This is a genomic window from Pseudalkalibacillus sp. R45, assembly GCF_052246725.1.
Taxonomy (GTDB): Bacteria; Bacillota; Bacilli; order Bacillales; family Fictibacillaceae; genus Pseudalkalibacillus.
Map to the genome: position 1 here is coordinate 43760 of NZ_JBQQCL010000005.1, position 15859 is coordinate 59618.

15 protein-coding genes are annotated in these 15859 nt (G+C 40.9%); 3 read left to right on the forward strand and 12 right to left on the reverse strand.

Annotation, left to right across the window (positions count from 1 at the left end; all coding sequences use genetic code 11):
• Positions 1-101 precede the first annotated feature (101 nt).
• From grpE to gpr, 7 genes are all read right to left on the reverse strand, one after another.
• The gene (gene grpE, locus ACTWQL_RS10955; RefSeq protein ID WP_443142483.1) at positions 102-683 is read right to left on the reverse strand and encodes a nucleotide exchange factor GrpE; all 582 of its coding nucleotides are present in this window, start codon (positions 681-683) and stop codon (positions 102-104) included.
• Between the two features lie 147 nt (positions 684-830).
• Complete coding sequence (gene hrcA, locus ACTWQL_RS10960) at positions 831-1865, reverse strand: heat-inducible transcriptional repressor HrcA (RefSeq protein WP_443142484.1); 1035 nt, start codon at positions 1863-1865, stop codon at positions 831-833.
• Between the two features lie 89 nt (positions 1866-1954).
• A complete protein-coding gene (gene hemW, locus ACTWQL_RS10965; protein ID WP_443142671.1) occupies positions 1955-3094 on the reverse strand; it encodes a radical SAM family heme chaperone HemW in 1140 nt (379 codons plus the stop codon).
• A gap of 156 nt (positions 3095-3250) precedes the next feature.
• Entirely contained in the window at positions 3251-5077 is a 1827-nt protein-coding gene (gene lepA, locus ACTWQL_RS10970; RefSeq protein WP_443142485.1) for a translation elongation factor 4, read from the reverse strand.
• A gap of 624 nt (positions 5078-5701) precedes the next feature.
• A complete protein-coding gene (locus ACTWQL_RS10975; protein ID WP_443142486.1) occupies positions 5702-5845 on the reverse strand; it encodes a hypothetical protein in 144 nt (47 codons plus the stop codon).
• Between the two features lie 282 nt (positions 5846-6127).
• Positions 6128-6481: a DUF3679 domain-containing protein gene (locus ACTWQL_RS10980; RefSeq protein WP_443142487.1), complete on the reverse strand. Its 354-nt coding sequence runs from the start codon at positions 6479-6481 to the stop codon at positions 6128-6130.
• Positions 6482-6556: 75 nt separating this feature from the next.
• A complete protein-coding gene (gpr, locus tag ACTWQL_RS10985; RefSeq protein WP_443142488.1) occupies positions 6557-7660 on the reverse strand; it encodes a GPR endopeptidase in 1104 nt (367 codons plus the stop codon).
• Between the two features lie 212 nt (positions 7661-7872).
• On the opposite strand from gpr, the gene rpsT reads away from it, so the two are divergent.
• Entirely contained in the window at positions 7873-8139 is a 267-nt protein-coding gene (gene rpsT / locus ACTWQL_RS10990; protein ID WP_443142489.1) for a 30S ribosomal protein S20, read from the forward strand.
• Between the two features lie 427 nt (positions 8140-8566).
• On the opposite strand, the gene holA is transcribed toward rpsT, so the two are convergent.
• The gene (gene holA, locus ACTWQL_RS10995) at positions 8567-9601 is read right to left on the reverse strand and encodes a DNA polymerase III subunit delta (RefSeq protein WP_443142490.1); all 1035 of its coding nucleotides are present in this window, start codon (positions 9599-9601) and stop codon (positions 8567-8569) included.
• A gap of 345 nt (positions 9602-9946) precedes the next feature.
• Between holA and ACTWQL_RS11000 the strand changes: the two genes are divergently transcribed.
• Positions 9947-10081: a YqzM family protein gene (locus ACTWQL_RS11000; protein WP_221565692.1), complete on the forward strand. Its 135-nt coding sequence runs from the start codon at positions 9947-9949 to the stop codon at positions 10079-10081.
• Between the two features lie 326 nt (positions 10082-10407).
• Here ACTWQL_RS11000 and ACTWQL_RS11005 read toward each other — a convergent pair whose 3' ends face one another.
• The 3 genes from ACTWQL_RS11005 to ACTWQL_RS11015 form a co-directional block, all read right to left on the reverse strand.
• The gene (locus ACTWQL_RS11005) at positions 10408-12696 is read right to left on the reverse strand and encodes a DNA internalization-related competence protein ComEC/Rec2 (protein ID WP_443142491.1); all 2289 of its coding nucleotides are present in this window, start codon (positions 12694-12696) and stop codon (positions 10408-10410) included.
• 3 nt (positions 12697-12699) lie between these two features.
• Positions 12700-13272, reverse strand: coding sequence for a ComE operon protein 2 (locus ACTWQL_RS11010; protein WP_443142492.1), 573 nt, complete (start codon positions 13270-13272; stop codon positions 12700-12702).
• 61 nt (positions 13273-13333) lie between these two features.
• Complete coding sequence (locus ACTWQL_RS11015; protein WP_443142493.1) at positions 13334-13879, reverse strand: helix-hairpin-helix domain-containing protein; 546 nt, start codon at positions 13877-13879, stop codon at positions 13334-13336.
• A gap of 199 nt (positions 13880-14078) precedes the next feature.
• On the opposite strand from ACTWQL_RS11015, the gene comER reads away from it, so the two are divergent.
• Positions 14079-14906: a late competence protein ComER gene (gene comER, locus ACTWQL_RS11020; RefSeq protein WP_443142494.1), complete on the forward strand. Its 828-nt coding sequence runs from the start codon at positions 14079-14081 to the stop codon at positions 14904-14906.
• 197 nt (positions 14907-15103) lie between these two features.
• On the opposite strand, the gene ACTWQL_RS11025 is transcribed toward comER, so the two are convergent.
• Complete coding sequence (locus ACTWQL_RS11025; protein WP_443142495.1) at positions 15104-15853, reverse strand: class I SAM-dependent DNA methyltransferase; 750 nt, start codon at positions 15851-15853, stop codon at positions 15104-15106.
• Positions 15854-15859: the final 6 nt, after the last annotated feature.

Below are 15859 nucleotides of genomic sequence, written 5' to 3' on the forward strand. Positions count from 1 at the left end.
TGCACTAGGATGTGTGTGGTACCGTGAGTTCTTGCCTGACTCGCTTTCCCGCAAGAGTCTCGTGAACACTACATTGATAACTATTACTTAAAAAGTGTTGATTACTTTGAATTCACTTTCACCATTGCAGGACGTACAACACGGTCTTTCAATTTGTAGCCCTTTTGAAGGACCTCTACGATCGTATTGTCTTCGTAATCATCTTCCTGCACTTGCATGACAGCCTGGTGCTGATGCGGATCAAACACCTCTCCTGCTCCAGGCACTTCCTCAACACCTTCATTCTTTAATACCTCAATCAACTGATTATAAACCATCTTCATTCCTTGATGTAAAGAATCAGCTTGTTCAACATCAGTTTGTACGTTCAAGGCACGTTCGAAGTTATCGATGACTGGAAGCAACCCTTCTACTATTCCTTGTGCTCTATATTTCGCAGCCGCTTCTTTTTCTTCTCGCGTACGGCGGCGGAAATTATCATAATCAGCTTGCACTCGGACCATACGATTTTTTATTTCTTCGAGTTCCCTTTCAAATTCAGTCACTCGGTTATCTTCTTCAGCTTCAAGCTCAATCGTGTTATCGGCAGACTGCTCTACCGTTTCTTCATCTCGACTTTCCTCTTTCGATTCTTCGATAGATTCTTCATTATCTTGAATACCTTGCTGTTTGTTTTCTTCCACTACACTCACCTCCCTGACCTGATCAATGATCTAATCATCAATCTTTAATTCCGTTAAAAAAACATACTGAAGAATGGGAGATAAAGAGTTCTCCCACCCTTTAAATGCTTTGAATAAGTTTTCGTCCTTATAAAGGTATTACCACAATCAGTTTGAATAATACCGTTGCGTAAGTACTCTCGTCAAATCTTTTGAAAGCAAATCAAGCAAACCGATTACACGTGGGTATTCCATTCGGGTTGGTCCCAGGATGGCAAGAGTACCCATATGCTGACCGCCTATAGAATAACTTGCCGTGATCAGACTGCAATTCTTCATCTCCTGGATGGTGTTTTCAGCTCCAATTTTGACATTGATCTTATCCGTATTTCCTTGATGTAGAAGCTGATGGATCAAATCTTGCTTCTCGATCGCATTATAAAGAGCTTTCACTTTTTCAACATCCTGGAATTCAGGCTGATTGAGAATGTTCGTTTTACCGCCATAATAAATTTTATCGGATTTCTCGTTTTTGAAAAGCTGTGCAAGGAAATCAAGTGTCTTCTCATAATTTTGAAGATGTGTTTTCAATAAACCTTGAACTTCCTGTTGCAACTTCATCTTCAGATGCGAAAATGGGACGCCTTTCAATCGTTCATTTAAAATGTTGACCGTCCGCTCAAGATCAGATGCATCCATTTCATCCGGCAATTCGACCGTATATTTTTCTACGTGACCAGTATCGGTAATTAATACAAATATCGCAGTACCTTTAGAAATAGGGACGATCTGCAAATGCTTCAGCTTTGTTTCATAAACTTCAGGTCCTAATATGATGGATGTATAGTTGGTGATTTCAGAGAGTAGATTCGCTGAATGTTCAATCAACATCTCTAGTTCCAGCATCTTTTCATGGAACAAAGAGTGAATCCGCTTCATATCCTTGTTTCGCATTTCTACAGGTGACAACAAATTATCTACATAGAAACGATACCCTTTTTCAGAAGGGATCCGCCCTGAAGAACTGTGTGTCTTCTCGATGAAACCCAAATCTTCAAGATCAGCAAGCTCATTTCGAATCGTTGCAGAACTGAACGAGATGTCCTGCCGCTTAGAGATACTCCTTGATCCAAGAGGCTCAGCATTCTGTATATATTCATCAATAAGTATCTGGAGAATTAACAGCTGACGATCCGTTAACATCGAGTCTCATCCCCTTTGTTAGCACTCGTTCTGTTTGAGTGCTAATTCTAATTTATAAATTACCAAAAGAGAAAATACTTTGTCAATATTTATATTACACCAATAAATTCTTGAAAAACTTCATTGCCGAGAAAAAGTCCTCTGTTCGTGAGGCGAATACTTTTTCTGTCATTGATCAGGAGCCCCTCTGCAGTCAATTTATCAATCTGTTCAGAAAAAACTTCCTCAATTTCAAGGTTATATTTTTCATAAAAGCGAGCTTTATTGACCCCATCCATCTTACGGAGACCAAGAAAAACCTCTTCTTCCATACGGTCTTTCATTTCTAGTCTAGTCACGATTCTTTGGGGTAATACCCCTTCATTGATTTTACGTATATAATGCGGCAACGGTTTGACATTTTCGTAGCGGATATCATTCACATACCCATGGGCCCCAGCACCGATCCCGTAGTAGCGTTCGTTCTTCCAATACATCTGGTTATGCCTGCTTTCATATCCTGGTTTTGCAAAATTGCTGATTTCATATTGGGCGAAACCGTTTTGTTTCAATGTATCGATCAGGTATTCGAACATATCCGATTCTTGTTCTTCCCCAGGGAGCGACAGCTGTCCCTTCTTATCACGGATTCCAAAGACCGTCTGTTTTTCTACTTGAAGAGAATAAGCAGAAACATGCGGCACATTCAATTGAAGTGCAAGACTTACAGATTCCTTGAACATTTCAAGTGTCTGGCCCGGTAATCCGAACATCAAATCGATCGAGATGTTTTTAAATCCTATCGTCTGAGCCTCATTGATCATCCTCGCAACATCGTTCCTTCGATGATTCCGGTTGAGTGCTGTAAGGAGCGAATCCTGGAATGCTTGCACACCGATACTGAGCCGATTGACTCCCGCTTCTTTTAAAATTTGCAGTTTTTGTCTTTCGGTCACTGACGGATTAGCTTCCACCGTGAATTCCGTATCGACACCCGGCTTAAGATTAATGTTTACGATGTCGAGCATCCGTTCTAGCTGCACATAATCAAGAGCCGTCGGGGTCCCTCCGCCGATATAAATCGTTCCGAGCGGTTCTGCTGGATACTCCTTCAACATTTTTTCGATTTCACGTTCCATGGCGTCCAAATAATCATCAACCGGTTGTCCTTCTATCAAAAATTTATTGAAATCACAATAATGGCAGATTTGTTCACAGAACGGTATATGGATATAAGCAGCTTTTACCATCTTCATCACACTCTCAAATTAATAAAGAAAACTTGGCAAAGCCAAGCCTTAGGCGAAGGCTGAGCCTTAGTTGCACTTACATTGGAGAAAGTATTCTTATACTTTCTTTAAATGAAATGAAGGACTGGCGGTCGGCCAGTCCTTACCAGCATATTATCAATCGTCAGAATCCATACGTAGTACGGACATGAAAGCTTCTTGTGGAACTTCGACATTCCCGACGGTTTTCATCCGTTTCTTACCTTCTTTTTGCTTCTCCAACAGCTTACGTTTACGGGAGATGTCCCCCCCGTAACATTTGGCAAGTACGTTTTTACGTAATGCACGGATATTTGTCCTTGCGACGATTTTTTGCCCGATCGCTGCCTGGACAGGGATTTCAAATTGGTGTCGAGGTATTAGTTCTTTTAATTTTTCAACGACAACTTTTCCGCGTTCGTAAGCAAAGTCCCGGTGCACGATGACAGAGAGCGCATCAATTTTCTCACCATTTAAGAGTATATCCATCTTCACAAGTCTGGATTGTCTGTAACCGATCAATTCATAATCAAGAGAGGCGTAACCTTTGGTGCTTGATTTCAATTGATCGAAGAAATCGTATACGATCTCCGATAATGGAATTTCATAAATGACATTGACGCGGATATCATCCAAGTATTCCATCGTAATGAAGTTTCCACGTTTCTTCTGGCAGATCTCCATGACTGCACCAACATAATCGTTCGGCGTCATGATCGATGCCTTTACATACGGCTCTTCCACTTTTTCAATCGATTGTGCATCAGGCATATTTGACGGATTATCGACAATCAATTCTTCTCCATTAGTAAGATGGACATTGTAGATAACGCTTGGTGCAGTCGTAATCAAATCAATTCCGAATTCACGTTCAATACGCTCCTGGATGATTTCCATATGAAGCAGCCCAAGAAAACCACAACGGAAACCAAAGCCTAATGCTTGTGAGGTTTCTGCCTCGTATTGAAGAGATGAATCATTTAACTCTAACCGCTCTAATGCTTCTCGAAGGTCATTATAATTATTCGAGTCAACTGGATATAAACCACAGAACACCATCGGGTTCATTTTCCGGTAACCAGGGAGTGGTGTATCCGCTCCGCCTTTCGCTGATGTGATCGTATCTCCGACGCGGGTATCACCGACATTCTTAATCGATGCTGTTAGAAAACCGACATCCCCGACAGTCAATTCATCTTTCATTACTGGCTTCGGTGTGAATACGCCTAATTCGTTGACTTCGAATTCTTTACCAGTAGCCATCATTTTGATCTTCTGACCCACCTTGACGGTACCTTCTGTAATTCGAATATAAGCGACGACTCCACGGTAGCTGTCATAAAGCGAATCGAAGATCAACGCTTTAAGCGGCGCTTCCGGATCTCCTTGTGGTGCAGGCACTTTTTCAACAATCTGCTCAAGGATATCTTCAATCCCAATGCCGTTTTTTGCTGATGCCAATACAGCATCAGAGGCATCCAGTCCAATGACATCCTCAACCTCTTTCCGTACGCGCTCTGGTTCTGCACTCGGTAAATCGATTTTATTGATGACAGGCAAAATTTCAAGATCATTCTCAAGTGCCAGATAAACATTGGCTAAAGTCTGTGCTTCGATTCCTTGAGCAGCATCGACAATCAACAAAGCACCTTCACAAGCAGCTAAGCTTCGCGAAACTTCATATGTAAAATCGACGTGTCCAGGCGTATCAATAAGGTGGAAAATGTATTCTTCTCCATCTTTTGCTTTGTATGTCAATTGAACAGCATTCAATTTGATTGTAATCCCACGTTCACGTTCCAGATCCATGGCATCAAGCATTTGTTCTTTCATTTCACGGTGCGTCAGAGCACTGGTTTGTTCAAGAATCCGGTCTGCCAACGTGGATTTCCCATGGTCGATATGGGCAATAATCGAGAAGTTACGGATTCTCGATTGGCGTTCTACTTTTTTATCTTTACTCATTCTCTTCACTCCTAAGGTCGTACAACTAAGCTAGCATTGATTATAGCAATAGCATTCTCTTTATTCAATTGTTTCTGTATATATCTGCATGTGACCAGTGTTGTGAGACTTCTGATTTATATAAGATTCGCTCCCTTTCCGCGGGCAAACGAAAAGCGGAAACGACCCGATTCGTCACTCAGGTCACTGGAAAATGGACGAGGAGGCTCGAATCAAACAACTCAGGAAGTTTGAAGTGATCCAAGTCATTTCCTGCAAATACTTACTTCTGCACTCTCCCTCGCTTAAACCAAGTTACACGAACCCGTTAACGGACACAGGAGACCTTATTTGACCAAAATAATGGAATTATACAAACTTAACGGACACCAGAGACCTTATTTTGCAAATATCATAGGAATTCAGCTGCTTTGTTCACAAATAGCGGCTCTGGTGTCCGTTAAAATTCAGAAACAGCGATTTTGTTCACAAATAACGGCTCTGGTGTCCGTTAGCTGAATACATGGCTGCTTGGACACGCTCTTCCCGAAGGAGTATCGCGAAATTCGAAAAATCAAGAAAAGGCTTATACGCGCCTTTATTTTAATTTTAAAGACTCTTTTCTAAAAGATTGTTGCTTTTGAGTCATTTTAAAAACTCACCTTGTGCAAGTTGATTGGAGAGCAAGGTGCGAGACTCCTCGAAAATGAAAATCGCATTTTCTTCGTGCGTTGAAACCCTGCCGAAGCTTTCCTTGTCCTGCGGGATCAGTGGGACAGGTGAGACCATTCAATGTCGCTAGGCGACGAGGGGGCTCACCGCACGCCCCGCGGAAAGTGAGCATCCTGGAGCGGAAATCAACGACTTTTAAAGAAAATTTGGCGAGACCAAGCCTTTTGTAGGTCGAGCCTTAGTTGCCCTTATACTGAAGAAAGTATTTTATACTTTCTTTAAGTGCAAGAACAACTAGTTTGCGAAAACAGCCTTTAAAAAAAAGCCAAATAAAAAAGAAGGATCTGCCCTATCGTATCGTGATGAACAGATACGATATGAGCCCATCCTTCTTCAAATTCAAGTAAACAGAAAGTGTAGGATCTTGTCCAGTATTGTGCCGACTACCGTCATGATGACTGTTAGGATTTCACTGATCAATGAGGAAACCATTTTTCCTAACTTGGAAAACAAATTGAACGCTTCTACTTCTTCAAGCTTTTTTTGTTTTTCTTTTATGTCATGGTTCGTAATTTGCGAACCCAGAACTTCCGCTTCAATATCGCCGCTATCATTGACTTTCCATTCTAATGCGCTGTTACCCTCCGAGCCCTTCATCTTGTCCATTTGAACTCCGACCTGTTGCATTCCGATCAGTATACCGAACAAAAGGACGGATATCAGTATGAAACTCTTCATCATGAACCGGACCATCTGACTTCCTCCTACTGAATCCATTGTAAAATCAGTGTTGGTACAAGCCTATGCAAGCTATTGTACCCTTAGAACTCAATGTGTATAGGATCCGCTGTTTTGTTGATCGACCTGACCATGCAGTGCTGCATTCAAACCGCCAGATATCACATTCGCCATATCTTCAATGAAAACATCCACTTCTTTAGGTGTAACCATCAGGTTGTGTCCTAAAGGCGCTAAGACTTCCTTGATCAATTGTCTTTTTTGCGTGTCTTCAAGTGTTCCGATCATTCCTAGAAATGCCTGCCGGTTTTCTTCATCCGGCATATCCTCATCCGATAGATTTTTACGCTCGCCGAATGTCATTCCTGCTGGTGTCAGTGCTTTTGATGGATCATCTTTTTCACGCATCTCACGACCGAAATGCTTTAAAATGTAATCAATCGTGTCACTTGTGATCGTGACCGCATCAACAACTGTAGGAACACCGATTGCGATGACCGGAATCCCTAATGTTTCCAGGCTCAATTCTTTACGCTTATTTCCCACACCTGAACCTGGATGGATGCCAGTATCCGAGATTTGAATCGTCGTATTTACCCGTTCTACTGCCCTGGATGCTAAGGAATCAATTGCAATCACGAAATCAGGTTTAGATTTTTCAATGACACCGATGATGATATCACTCGTTTCGATTCCAGTTGTCCCCATGACCCCGGGGGAAAGAGCACTGACTGGACGGAAGCCTTCCTCTACGTTTTCTGGTGCCAATTCAAACAAGTGTTTCGTGACAAGAAGGTTATTTGTCGTACGAGGTCCGAGAGCATCTGGTGTGACATTCAGATTTCCTAAACCGACTACAAGACAGCTTGCCTCTTTCGGAATCTGAAGCTCCTGAAGGAAATTAGCGAATTCATGGGCAAAGACATCCTGAACCCGCTGCTGTAAAGCAGAATCCTTCTGTCGGATACCTTGCATTTCCATCGTCAAATAAATACCTGGTTTTTTTCCAGTCGCTTTTTGTCCAGCTTCTTCTATTTCAACCCTTGTGAGTTTAATCCCATCCATTTCACGTTCTTTGACGATGACGCCATCGATCGTGTGCTTCGATTCTTCTTCCTGTTCTTTTGTGATCATCTCATTGGATTCAATCGCCAAATCGGTTCTGACGTTATATAATTCTAGATCTTTATCCATTGGCACGCTCACCCCTGATTATTGTTAGCATTATCAAATAGGATAGCCTTCTTCCACTTTTTTCATTCTTTCGATTCGGATTTCCCTGTAAAAAAAGAGCAGTCAACTGATTATCTTTGTACAAAAGAGATTGCAATTATACGAACGGTTTGATAGAATATCTTGTGTTGTATTTTCCGCAATTTCGGTTGCATTCAAGGAGGTGAACGGAATTGGCAAATATTAAATCTGCTATTAAACGTGTTAAAACAAACGATAAGCGTCGTGCACACAATGCAGCGATGAAATCATCCATGCGTACTGCTATCAAGAACTTTGAAACGAAAGTAGCTAACAACGATGCTGAAGGTGCTAAAGATGCATTCTTGGTTGCAACCAAAAAGCTTGATAAAGCCGCTGGTAAAGGAATCCTTCACAAGAACGCTGCAGCTAGACAGAAATCTCGTCTTGCAAAGCAATTGAACGGCGTTAGCGCTTAATTCATATGTGAATGAAATACTGGAATCTGAAACGACCTACCTAACAGGTCGTTTTTTATTTCTGTCATAACCAATTATTGATTTTTGTGAAAAATCCACTCCGAAAACCCTCACTTGCACTCAGATATGTTGTTTTCCGTAGCAAGAACTTTTCCCAAACAATTATTAGTGGACACCAAAGACCTTATTCGCCTAAAACCAGAGAAAATCAGTGTCGTTTTACCAAAATAAGGGAATGTATGTCCTCTAATTTTTGAAATCAACACTTTTTGGCACAGATAGCGGAACAGTTGTCCTCTAATTTCAACAGCTCCTCCGCTTACGAAAACGTGTTAAGTCCTCAGCTTGTCGTGAACCTAATAGTAGTATGCTTTTTAAAACAAAAAACTGACTCCTCTATCACGAGAGGAGTCAGTTTACTGCTAACTTAATTCGTTTGTGGCTGCCGGGCGAGGCTGGTCAAGAAAAGCTCCAGTGTCAGCGTTTTGTCCCTTTGGCCGGTTTTCATCTCAAAATCAGCATCGGCTGCTTTCATCAATAATGCTTTCAGCTCATCCTCCTGAAAAGAAGCACTTTGTTTTGCAGCAATTTTAACTGCATATGGGTGTAACGACAGAGTTGATGCAATATTCTTTTCCGTATGACCTTGTGCCCGTAATTGTTTGACCTGGAGAATAATGCGGAACTGTCTTGATAGCAAAGCCATCAATTTGATCGGTTCTTCATTCTGTTTCAATAGGTCATAGCAGATTCGTAAAGCTGAATCAATCCTGCGGTTCGCTACATGCTCGACCATCGTGAACACGTTGCTTTCGAGAGAACGCGAAATCAATTCATCGACGGTTTGAGGATCGATCTGCTCCCCTTCGCCAACATAGAGAGCCATCTTTTTGACTTCACTGATGAGCAATGCCAAATTTTCACCTTGAAGTTGGATCAGCCTTTCTGCAGCCTCGTTTGATATTGTGACATTGGCTTCTTTTGCTGCGTGTTCAATCCAATCCTTTTGCAGACGGACATTCATTTTATCTGCTACAATCACTTCCGCTTGCTTTTTCAACGTCTTGACGATCTTTTTCCGTTCATCCAACTTTTCATATGGTGCGACAAAAATGACAATCGCTTGCTCGGAAGGATCTTTGAGATACGATTCCAGTCGCTTCAAATCATGTTCCACTTTACTTTTGGTTTTTGCACCTGTCAGAAAATATGGATTCTGTATGATGACAACCCGGCGTTCACCCATGAATGGAAGGGTTTCTGCATCTTCAATCGCAGTGTCAATTGATTGCTCTTCCATATCGAAAGCAGATAGGTTGAAATCAGCAGTTGCTTCCTCCAAAACGGCATGTACAATCATTTTTTGAGTATATTCCAATATGTATTTTTCTTTTCCGTATAATAAATAAAGTGAAGAGTAGGTTTCATTCTTCAGCTTCTTATTCAAATCCTTTATAGACAATTTCATCACCCCACTATAATATCTTAAGCATATATGATAAAATTGCCAAGGTACAGGGTAAAGGAGGTCCGACCCCTAAAGTCAAACCTCCATTTATATAAACGTTAGCGGTCAAGACCCGGGAAGCTTCACCACTAACGATAAAACTCTTCCCCGTAAGCTTATTGTTATGTTATCCTATGCAGGGTGAAAGTATAGGTGTCAACTCTTAGCAATATGGGCAAGATTTTAGGTGTTTAATGAATGACATGAATCGCATAAGTTTCACTTAATCGTAAAAAATAGATATATGGATTTTTTGCGATAGATACCGTATACTTGAGTTGAAACAGGAGGGTTGCGGAAATGAATGACTTTGAAAAAGATGTACAGGCAAAAACCAATGATGTAGTTGATTCTGGACTTGGTTTTCTCTATTCGTTCTTGTTCTTCACCGTCATTTTCTTTACGGCAGTGATCATTAAAGCTGTTGCGTTATAAAGAAACCCGAAATTCGTTGGGTACATATACGTTTTTTAGAAAAGCGAGAGGGGATTTTTCCTTTCGCTTTTTTTATTTTCAGATTGTAAAACGTTATTGTTGATTTTTTCAAAATTCACTACCTATCCGCGGGCGTCCGCAAGCCTCCTCACTTGCACAGGACGTGGTGGTTGTTAGTCGAAGATCCTTTTATAAACTGTAGGGTCTTGCCTGGCTTGCTATTCCCGCAGGAGTGTCATGCATTTCGGTAAAATCAAACTTAGCAAAAATCAACAGTATTTTTTAACAATACTATTGGAAAGGATTGTTGATTTTCCCTTTTCATCTTATGGGGAAACGGTTTTTATACGTGTTTGATCGGGTGAAATAATTACCATAATGGCCCCATGTTCATCGGTTCGAAAAATATCAATATTGTGATTCTCCAACCTTTCGATGACTGACGACGAGGGGTGATTATATCGGTTATTTGTACCCACAGAAATAAAGGAAGCTTTCGGATTTATTCTGTTAATAAAAGGTTGTGATGTAGATGTATCACTCCCGTGGTGAGCAACCTTCACGTAATCCACCTCCAACGTTGGATAGTCCTTTATAATCTTCTCCTCAATTTTGTGATTAATATCTCCTGTAAATAAAAATCTATTATCATGAATATCCGCATACATAACCAGTGACCTATTGTTACGGCTATCACGTGTTTGACCAGAATTCAAAGTCTGGAATGAAGATGAGCCGATCTTCCATGAAACATTCTCCCCTAACAATTGAATGGGTACCCCAAGCCCTTTTAAGAACGCCAATTCTGAAGCCTCTAGATGATTTGATTTCCCATACACTACCTTCTCTACCCTCACTTTTTCCATCAATCCCTCTGTACCGCCAATATGATCGAAATCTCCATGCGAAAGAATCAATGCATCGACCTTCCGTATTCCACGTGCTTTTAAAAAATGCGCAACAATATCCTCTCCTGTATCGAACTCATTGCTTCTTTCCATCCATTTTTCCTGATTGAAATGGATGCTTCCCCCGGTGTCGATCACATAGACTGCTTTTCTGAACTGTAATTCAATGACGATTGCATCCCCTTGACCGACATCAAGAAAAGTCACATAGGCATTTGCATTCATTTTTGGATGAACAAATTGGGCACCTATCAGCAACAAGATACAGATAAAAGGTAAAAGCAATCGCTTAGCATTTAATTCCCATGACACCAACAGGTAGTAAAATGATATCACCATTCCAAAAAGAAGGATCGCATTTGGTCTTCCGAGGGTCATGAGCCCAAGCGGAAGGTTGTCCACCCATTGCAACACAAGATGAAGACACTTGAAACTAAAGCTTAGAAAAGTACTCGGAACCTCCCACACGGGAAATGGGATCAAAAGGAACATGGAAAAAGTAAGTAAGATACACGGGAGAAGAACGATGGTCATGAATGGGATGAAAATCATGTTCAGAGGAAGGGACCAAATGGAAAACTCAAAAAAGTTCCATAAGACAATCGGCAAGGAAGCTAATTGCGCGATGAAGGACCCGTAAAGTAGCTGTTTGTATGGTGGAAGATCACGTAAAATCGTTTTGCTTGATAAAATGAGCGAAGTGGTAATTAGAAAGGAGAGCTGAAAACCAATCGAATAAACCAATGTTGGTTTAAATAGCAACAGTCCGAGCAGGATCATACACAATTGATTTAAAGTCGTCATTTTGATGCGCAGCAACAAGATAAGACACACCACGGCGGCCATCAACCCTGCCCGTATGACAGACGGGGCTCCTCCAGTCAGTAAAATAATAAAGGGGATGGATATCAGTAAGAACCACAAGGCTGTTTCTTTCACGACACCTGCACGAATGAGGAGAAAATAGAGAAGACCTAGAATCGTACCTACGTGTAAACCCGAAACCGCTAGAAGATGAATCAACCCGAGGCTTTGATAACGTTCTTGTAAATCTTCCTCAATTCCGTTCCGATCGCCAAATACCAGGGTATTCATCATCCCTCGCAGATCATCCGGGAATTCCTCATTAATCATTGCGATACGATCTTGACGAAAACGATATAAAGCAGTAAGAATACCTTCTCCTGTTACACACTCTGTTATAGAAAGCTTCGTTGTGTTAAAAATCCAGTGGATGTTGAACGTGTTTTTAAGATAGGTACGATAATTGAATCCGTAGAAGTTCCCGTTTGCATCCGGTAATTCCAATTCTCCTGAAAAACTGCAAACATCTCCGTAATATAGGTTTTTGAGTTCATCCTGTTCTTTTTCTGTTTGTATTTTATGCTTGACGAGAATCTTTTCTTTATTAGGAAGTTTTAAGCGGAAAGTGATACGATTTCCATCGATATTCGGAGTGGAAATGATTGTGCCTGTGATGGATGTTTGATCTGGAGGCAGTTGTGTTGCATGGAGATTATTATAAAAAGAGGTATAGAGGATGAAAAAGAGATAGATAAGTGTTATCGCTAAACAGGTAAGGAAAGATAACCGTTTCCGATAGAAGTTGAAAATGAGGTAACTAATAAGGAAAGCACACAGCCACCACCGGGTTGTAGTCGTGAGAATCCCGAGGATGGCTGTTATGGCAATAAATTGAAGCTTCATGTTTCAAGAATGTCCATCACGTTCGTATAGTAGTGCAAACTTTTCATTCAGATGATCCAAAGCTTTCTCGTCATCCAGATGTTTTGAAAGTTGTTCAAGTAATTCTGCAGTGAAATCCCTTTTGGCACGAGAGGTCAGCTCATACTGGTCTTGCAATTCCACAAGTTCTGTTTCGACACCGGATTGTTCGAATAAGTCGATCGCGTATGGATGATTTTTATAATCAGCAGCATAGTAAACTTTCTGGATACCGCTTTGGATGATTGCCTTACAACATTGAAGACACGGAAAATGTGTCACATATATCTCAGCACCTTCTGTCGGTACACCGAACTTGGCACATTGGAGAAGTGCATTCATTTCAGCGTGAATCGTACGGACACAATGCCCATCAATCACATAACATCCTTCATCCCTGCAATGGACACCACCGGAGATTGAACCGTTATAACCTCCTGCTATGATCCGTTTATCTCTTACAATCGTTGCTCCAACAGCTAATCTTTCACATGTACTCCGTAATGCGAGCAACGAACTTTGTGCCATGAAATATTGGTTCCATGAAATACGACCCAAAATCGAAAGCCCCCTTCCCTTGTTCCTTTAAGTTTATCGATAGATTGTCCACTGTGCAATCTTATTTCGAAGCTGTAATATATTCTTTCAGTTGTTCAAACGTTTTTTGTCCTATCCCTGGCACATTCATCAAATCTTCGATTGATGCAAATCCTCCATTCTCCTCCCGATACGAAATGATCGCTCCTGCCTTCGACGGACCTATTCCTGGTATTGTTTCTAATTCTGATGATTCTGCATGGTTGATATCAATCTTTCCATCTTCTTTTTCCGTTAAAGCAACAGGAGGAGCTGTTTCTCCAATTGCAGCCACATAGATGACCATTTCATCAACGAGTATTTGTGCTAGATTGATACTATTTTGGTCAGCATCTTCACTAAATCCACCAGCTAGCTGAACCGCATCATTCACCCGCTGTCCAGATTTCATTTCAAAAATACCTGGTGCCCGTACAGCCCCTTTAACATCAACGATTATACGATTTTCAACTCTCGCTTCTGTTTCCTGATTTTTCAATTGTCCAGGTAAAGCTCTCTTCTCTTCCTCTTTTTCAAATGATGACGGTATTCCTGAGACATCAGGCCCTGTCGTAACTCCTCGATACATCCAGAAGAAGCCACCGATAAGGAATATGATCACTAAAATTAAAATACGTTCCCGCTTTGAAAAGGAATCCCAATTCAAAACAATCACCTCATTCCATTCATTGATCCTTTAGATCCTACTGCGGTTTGTTTTTATTCATAATTGGTGTCAGTGGCACATACATTTGAAGATAGAAGACGGTCAAGAGGAGGGTTTATATATGAAAGTGGGCGTTATAGGGACAGGGAACATGGGAACAATATTGATCTCTGCTTTTATGGAATCGTTAGCTGTTAGGCCGTCCGATTTAATGATCATCAATCGAACTGCTCGAAAAGCAGAAGCATTGAAACTACAATATCCTGGCCTGAATGTCGGTAAAACGAACAGTGAAGTCGCTTCTTTTGCGGATATACTCTTCATCTGCGTTAAACCACTTGAGTATTATGCATTGATAGAAAAGATCGCACCATGCTTAACCAACGAAAAGCTGATCGTCTCGATTACAAGTCCGATTTCTGTTGAACAATTAGAAGAAGTAAGTCCATGTTCTGTTGCAAGGGTGATTCCAAGTATCACGAACCGAGCATTTTCAGGGGCATCTCTAGTCACATATGGAAAACGGTGTTCACCTGCCCAAAAGAAAAATCTAAAAAATTTGATGAGCAAAATTTCTTCTCCAATTGAAATTGATCAATCGATTACGAGAGTGGCTTCAGATTTATCAAGTTGTGGTCCTGCTTTCTTCAGTTACTTGCTTCAGGCCTATATCGAAAGTGCTGTAGAAGAGACGGAGATTTCCAAGGAGGAAGCAACTCTACTTGTGAGCGAGATGATCGTCGGGATGGGTAAATTGTTAGAAAAGGAAATTTATACATTGCCTACCTTGCTGCAAAAAGTATGTGTCAAAGGCGGTGTTACCGGAGAGGCATTAAAAGTGTTTGATGCGGAACTTGGTCCTCTTTTCAACAATGTCATCAAGAGAACTCATGCAAAATACGAAGAAGACTGCGAAGCCGTGGAACAACAATTTACAAAGCAATATTAGGATTAAGGTATGTTTCGACACAAATGGCCTTTTTCCTTTTTTTACTTTGAATCTCGTTGATGGGAATTGTAGCTCGTTTTTCCCACTGGAGTATGGTGAATTTCACTTATCCACAAAAAACCCGAATGAATGACTTTTTCCAATGGTCATTTTTCGGGTTTTAAATTACCTACTCTTTTAACAATTATAAAAAAGGTCTACCCCTTTTTTCTTGCAACAAAAAACAGACGCTCTGATGTATCATTCGGTGGGTGATCTGTAAAATCCCCTGTAACAGTGAGAAGTTCAAACCCTGCTTCATCAAGTAATGATTGATATGTTTCTAAGGAATAGGTTCGTTGGTAGTGACTCTCATCATACCTTTTGTATACATCATTTCCAGTATGTACGAAGAAGGATAAATCATGATGGATGCTTCCTTCTTCTTCACCAGGATGACATTCCCAAATATAGCTGATTTCTTCATCATTCAACGTGAATATATGGTCAGAAAAAACTGTTTCTATCTTGTATAATGTATGCACATCGAATAAGAGCAGACCTTCAACCTTTAATGATTTGGAAATGGATTGGAACGCTGTTTTCACATCGTTTGGTGTACGAAGATAGTTGAGCGAATCACAAAAAATCAGCGCAACGTCTTGCTCTTTGAATCCTTCAAGATCTCTCATGTCCTGTTGATAGAAAGGGATTTGCAAACCTTTATGTTCAGTCTTTTCCCTTGCAACAGTCAACATTTCTTCTGAGAGATCGATGCCTTGTACGTTATAACCTTTCTCCGACAAGCGAATCGATATCTCGCCTGTTCCACACCCGATATCAAGTAAAGAGCTTGCAGGACCCTCGCAGTAAACGTCAATCGCCTTGTTGACGAAACTGACCCACATATCGTAAGGTGCATCCTCCATCAACCGATCATATAACCCTGCAAAATGTTGATAGCTCATGATTTC

What these genes read in the sequence shown, in the direction of transcription:
- hrcA (WP_443142484.1), bottom strand. Translation starts at nt 1,865, where the DNA reads ATGTTAACGGATCGTCAGCTGTTAATTCTCCAGATACTTATTGATGAA.
- hemW (WP_443142671.1), bottom strand. Translation starts at nt 3,094, where the DNA reads ATGGTAAAAGCTGCTTATATCCATATACCGTTCTGTGAACAAATCTGC.
- lepA (WP_443142485.1), bottom strand. Translation starts at nt 5,077, where the DNA reads ATGAGTAAAGATAAAAAAGTAGAACGCCAATCGAGAATCCGTAACTTC.
- ACTWQL_RS10975 (WP_443142486.1), bottom strand. Translation starts at nt 5,845, where the DNA reads ATGGTCTCACCTGTCCCACTGATCCCGCAGGACAAGGAAAGCTTCGGC.
- ACTWQL_RS10980 (WP_443142487.1), bottom strand. Translation starts at nt 6,481, where the DNA reads ATGGTCCGGTTCATGATGAAGAGTTTCATACTGATATCCGTCCTTTTG.
- gpr (WP_443142488.1), bottom strand. Translation starts at nt 7,660, where the DNA reads ATGGATAAAGATCTAGAATTATATAACGTCAGAACCGATTTGGCGATT.
- ACTWQL_RS11000 (WP_221565692.1), top strand. Translation starts at nt 9,947, where the DNA reads ATGAATGACTTTGAAAAAGATGTACAGGCAAAAACCAATGATGTAGTT.
- ACTWQL_RS11005 (WP_443142491.1), bottom strand. Translation starts at nt 12,696, where the DNA reads ATGAAGCTTCAATTTATTGCCATAACAGCCATCCTCGGGATTCTCACG.
- ACTWQL_RS11015 (WP_443142493.1), bottom strand. Translation starts at nt 13,879, where the DNA reads ATGTATCGAGGAGTTACGACAGGGCCTGATGTCTCAGGAATACCGTCA.
- comER (WP_443142494.1), top strand. Translation starts at nt 14,079, where the DNA reads ATGAAAGTGGGCGTTATAGGGACAGGGAACATGGGAACAATATTGATC.
- ACTWQL_RS11025 (WP_443142495.1), bottom strand. Translation starts at nt 15,853, where the DNA reads ATGAGCTATCAACATTTTGCAGGGTTATATGATCGGTTGATGGAGGAT.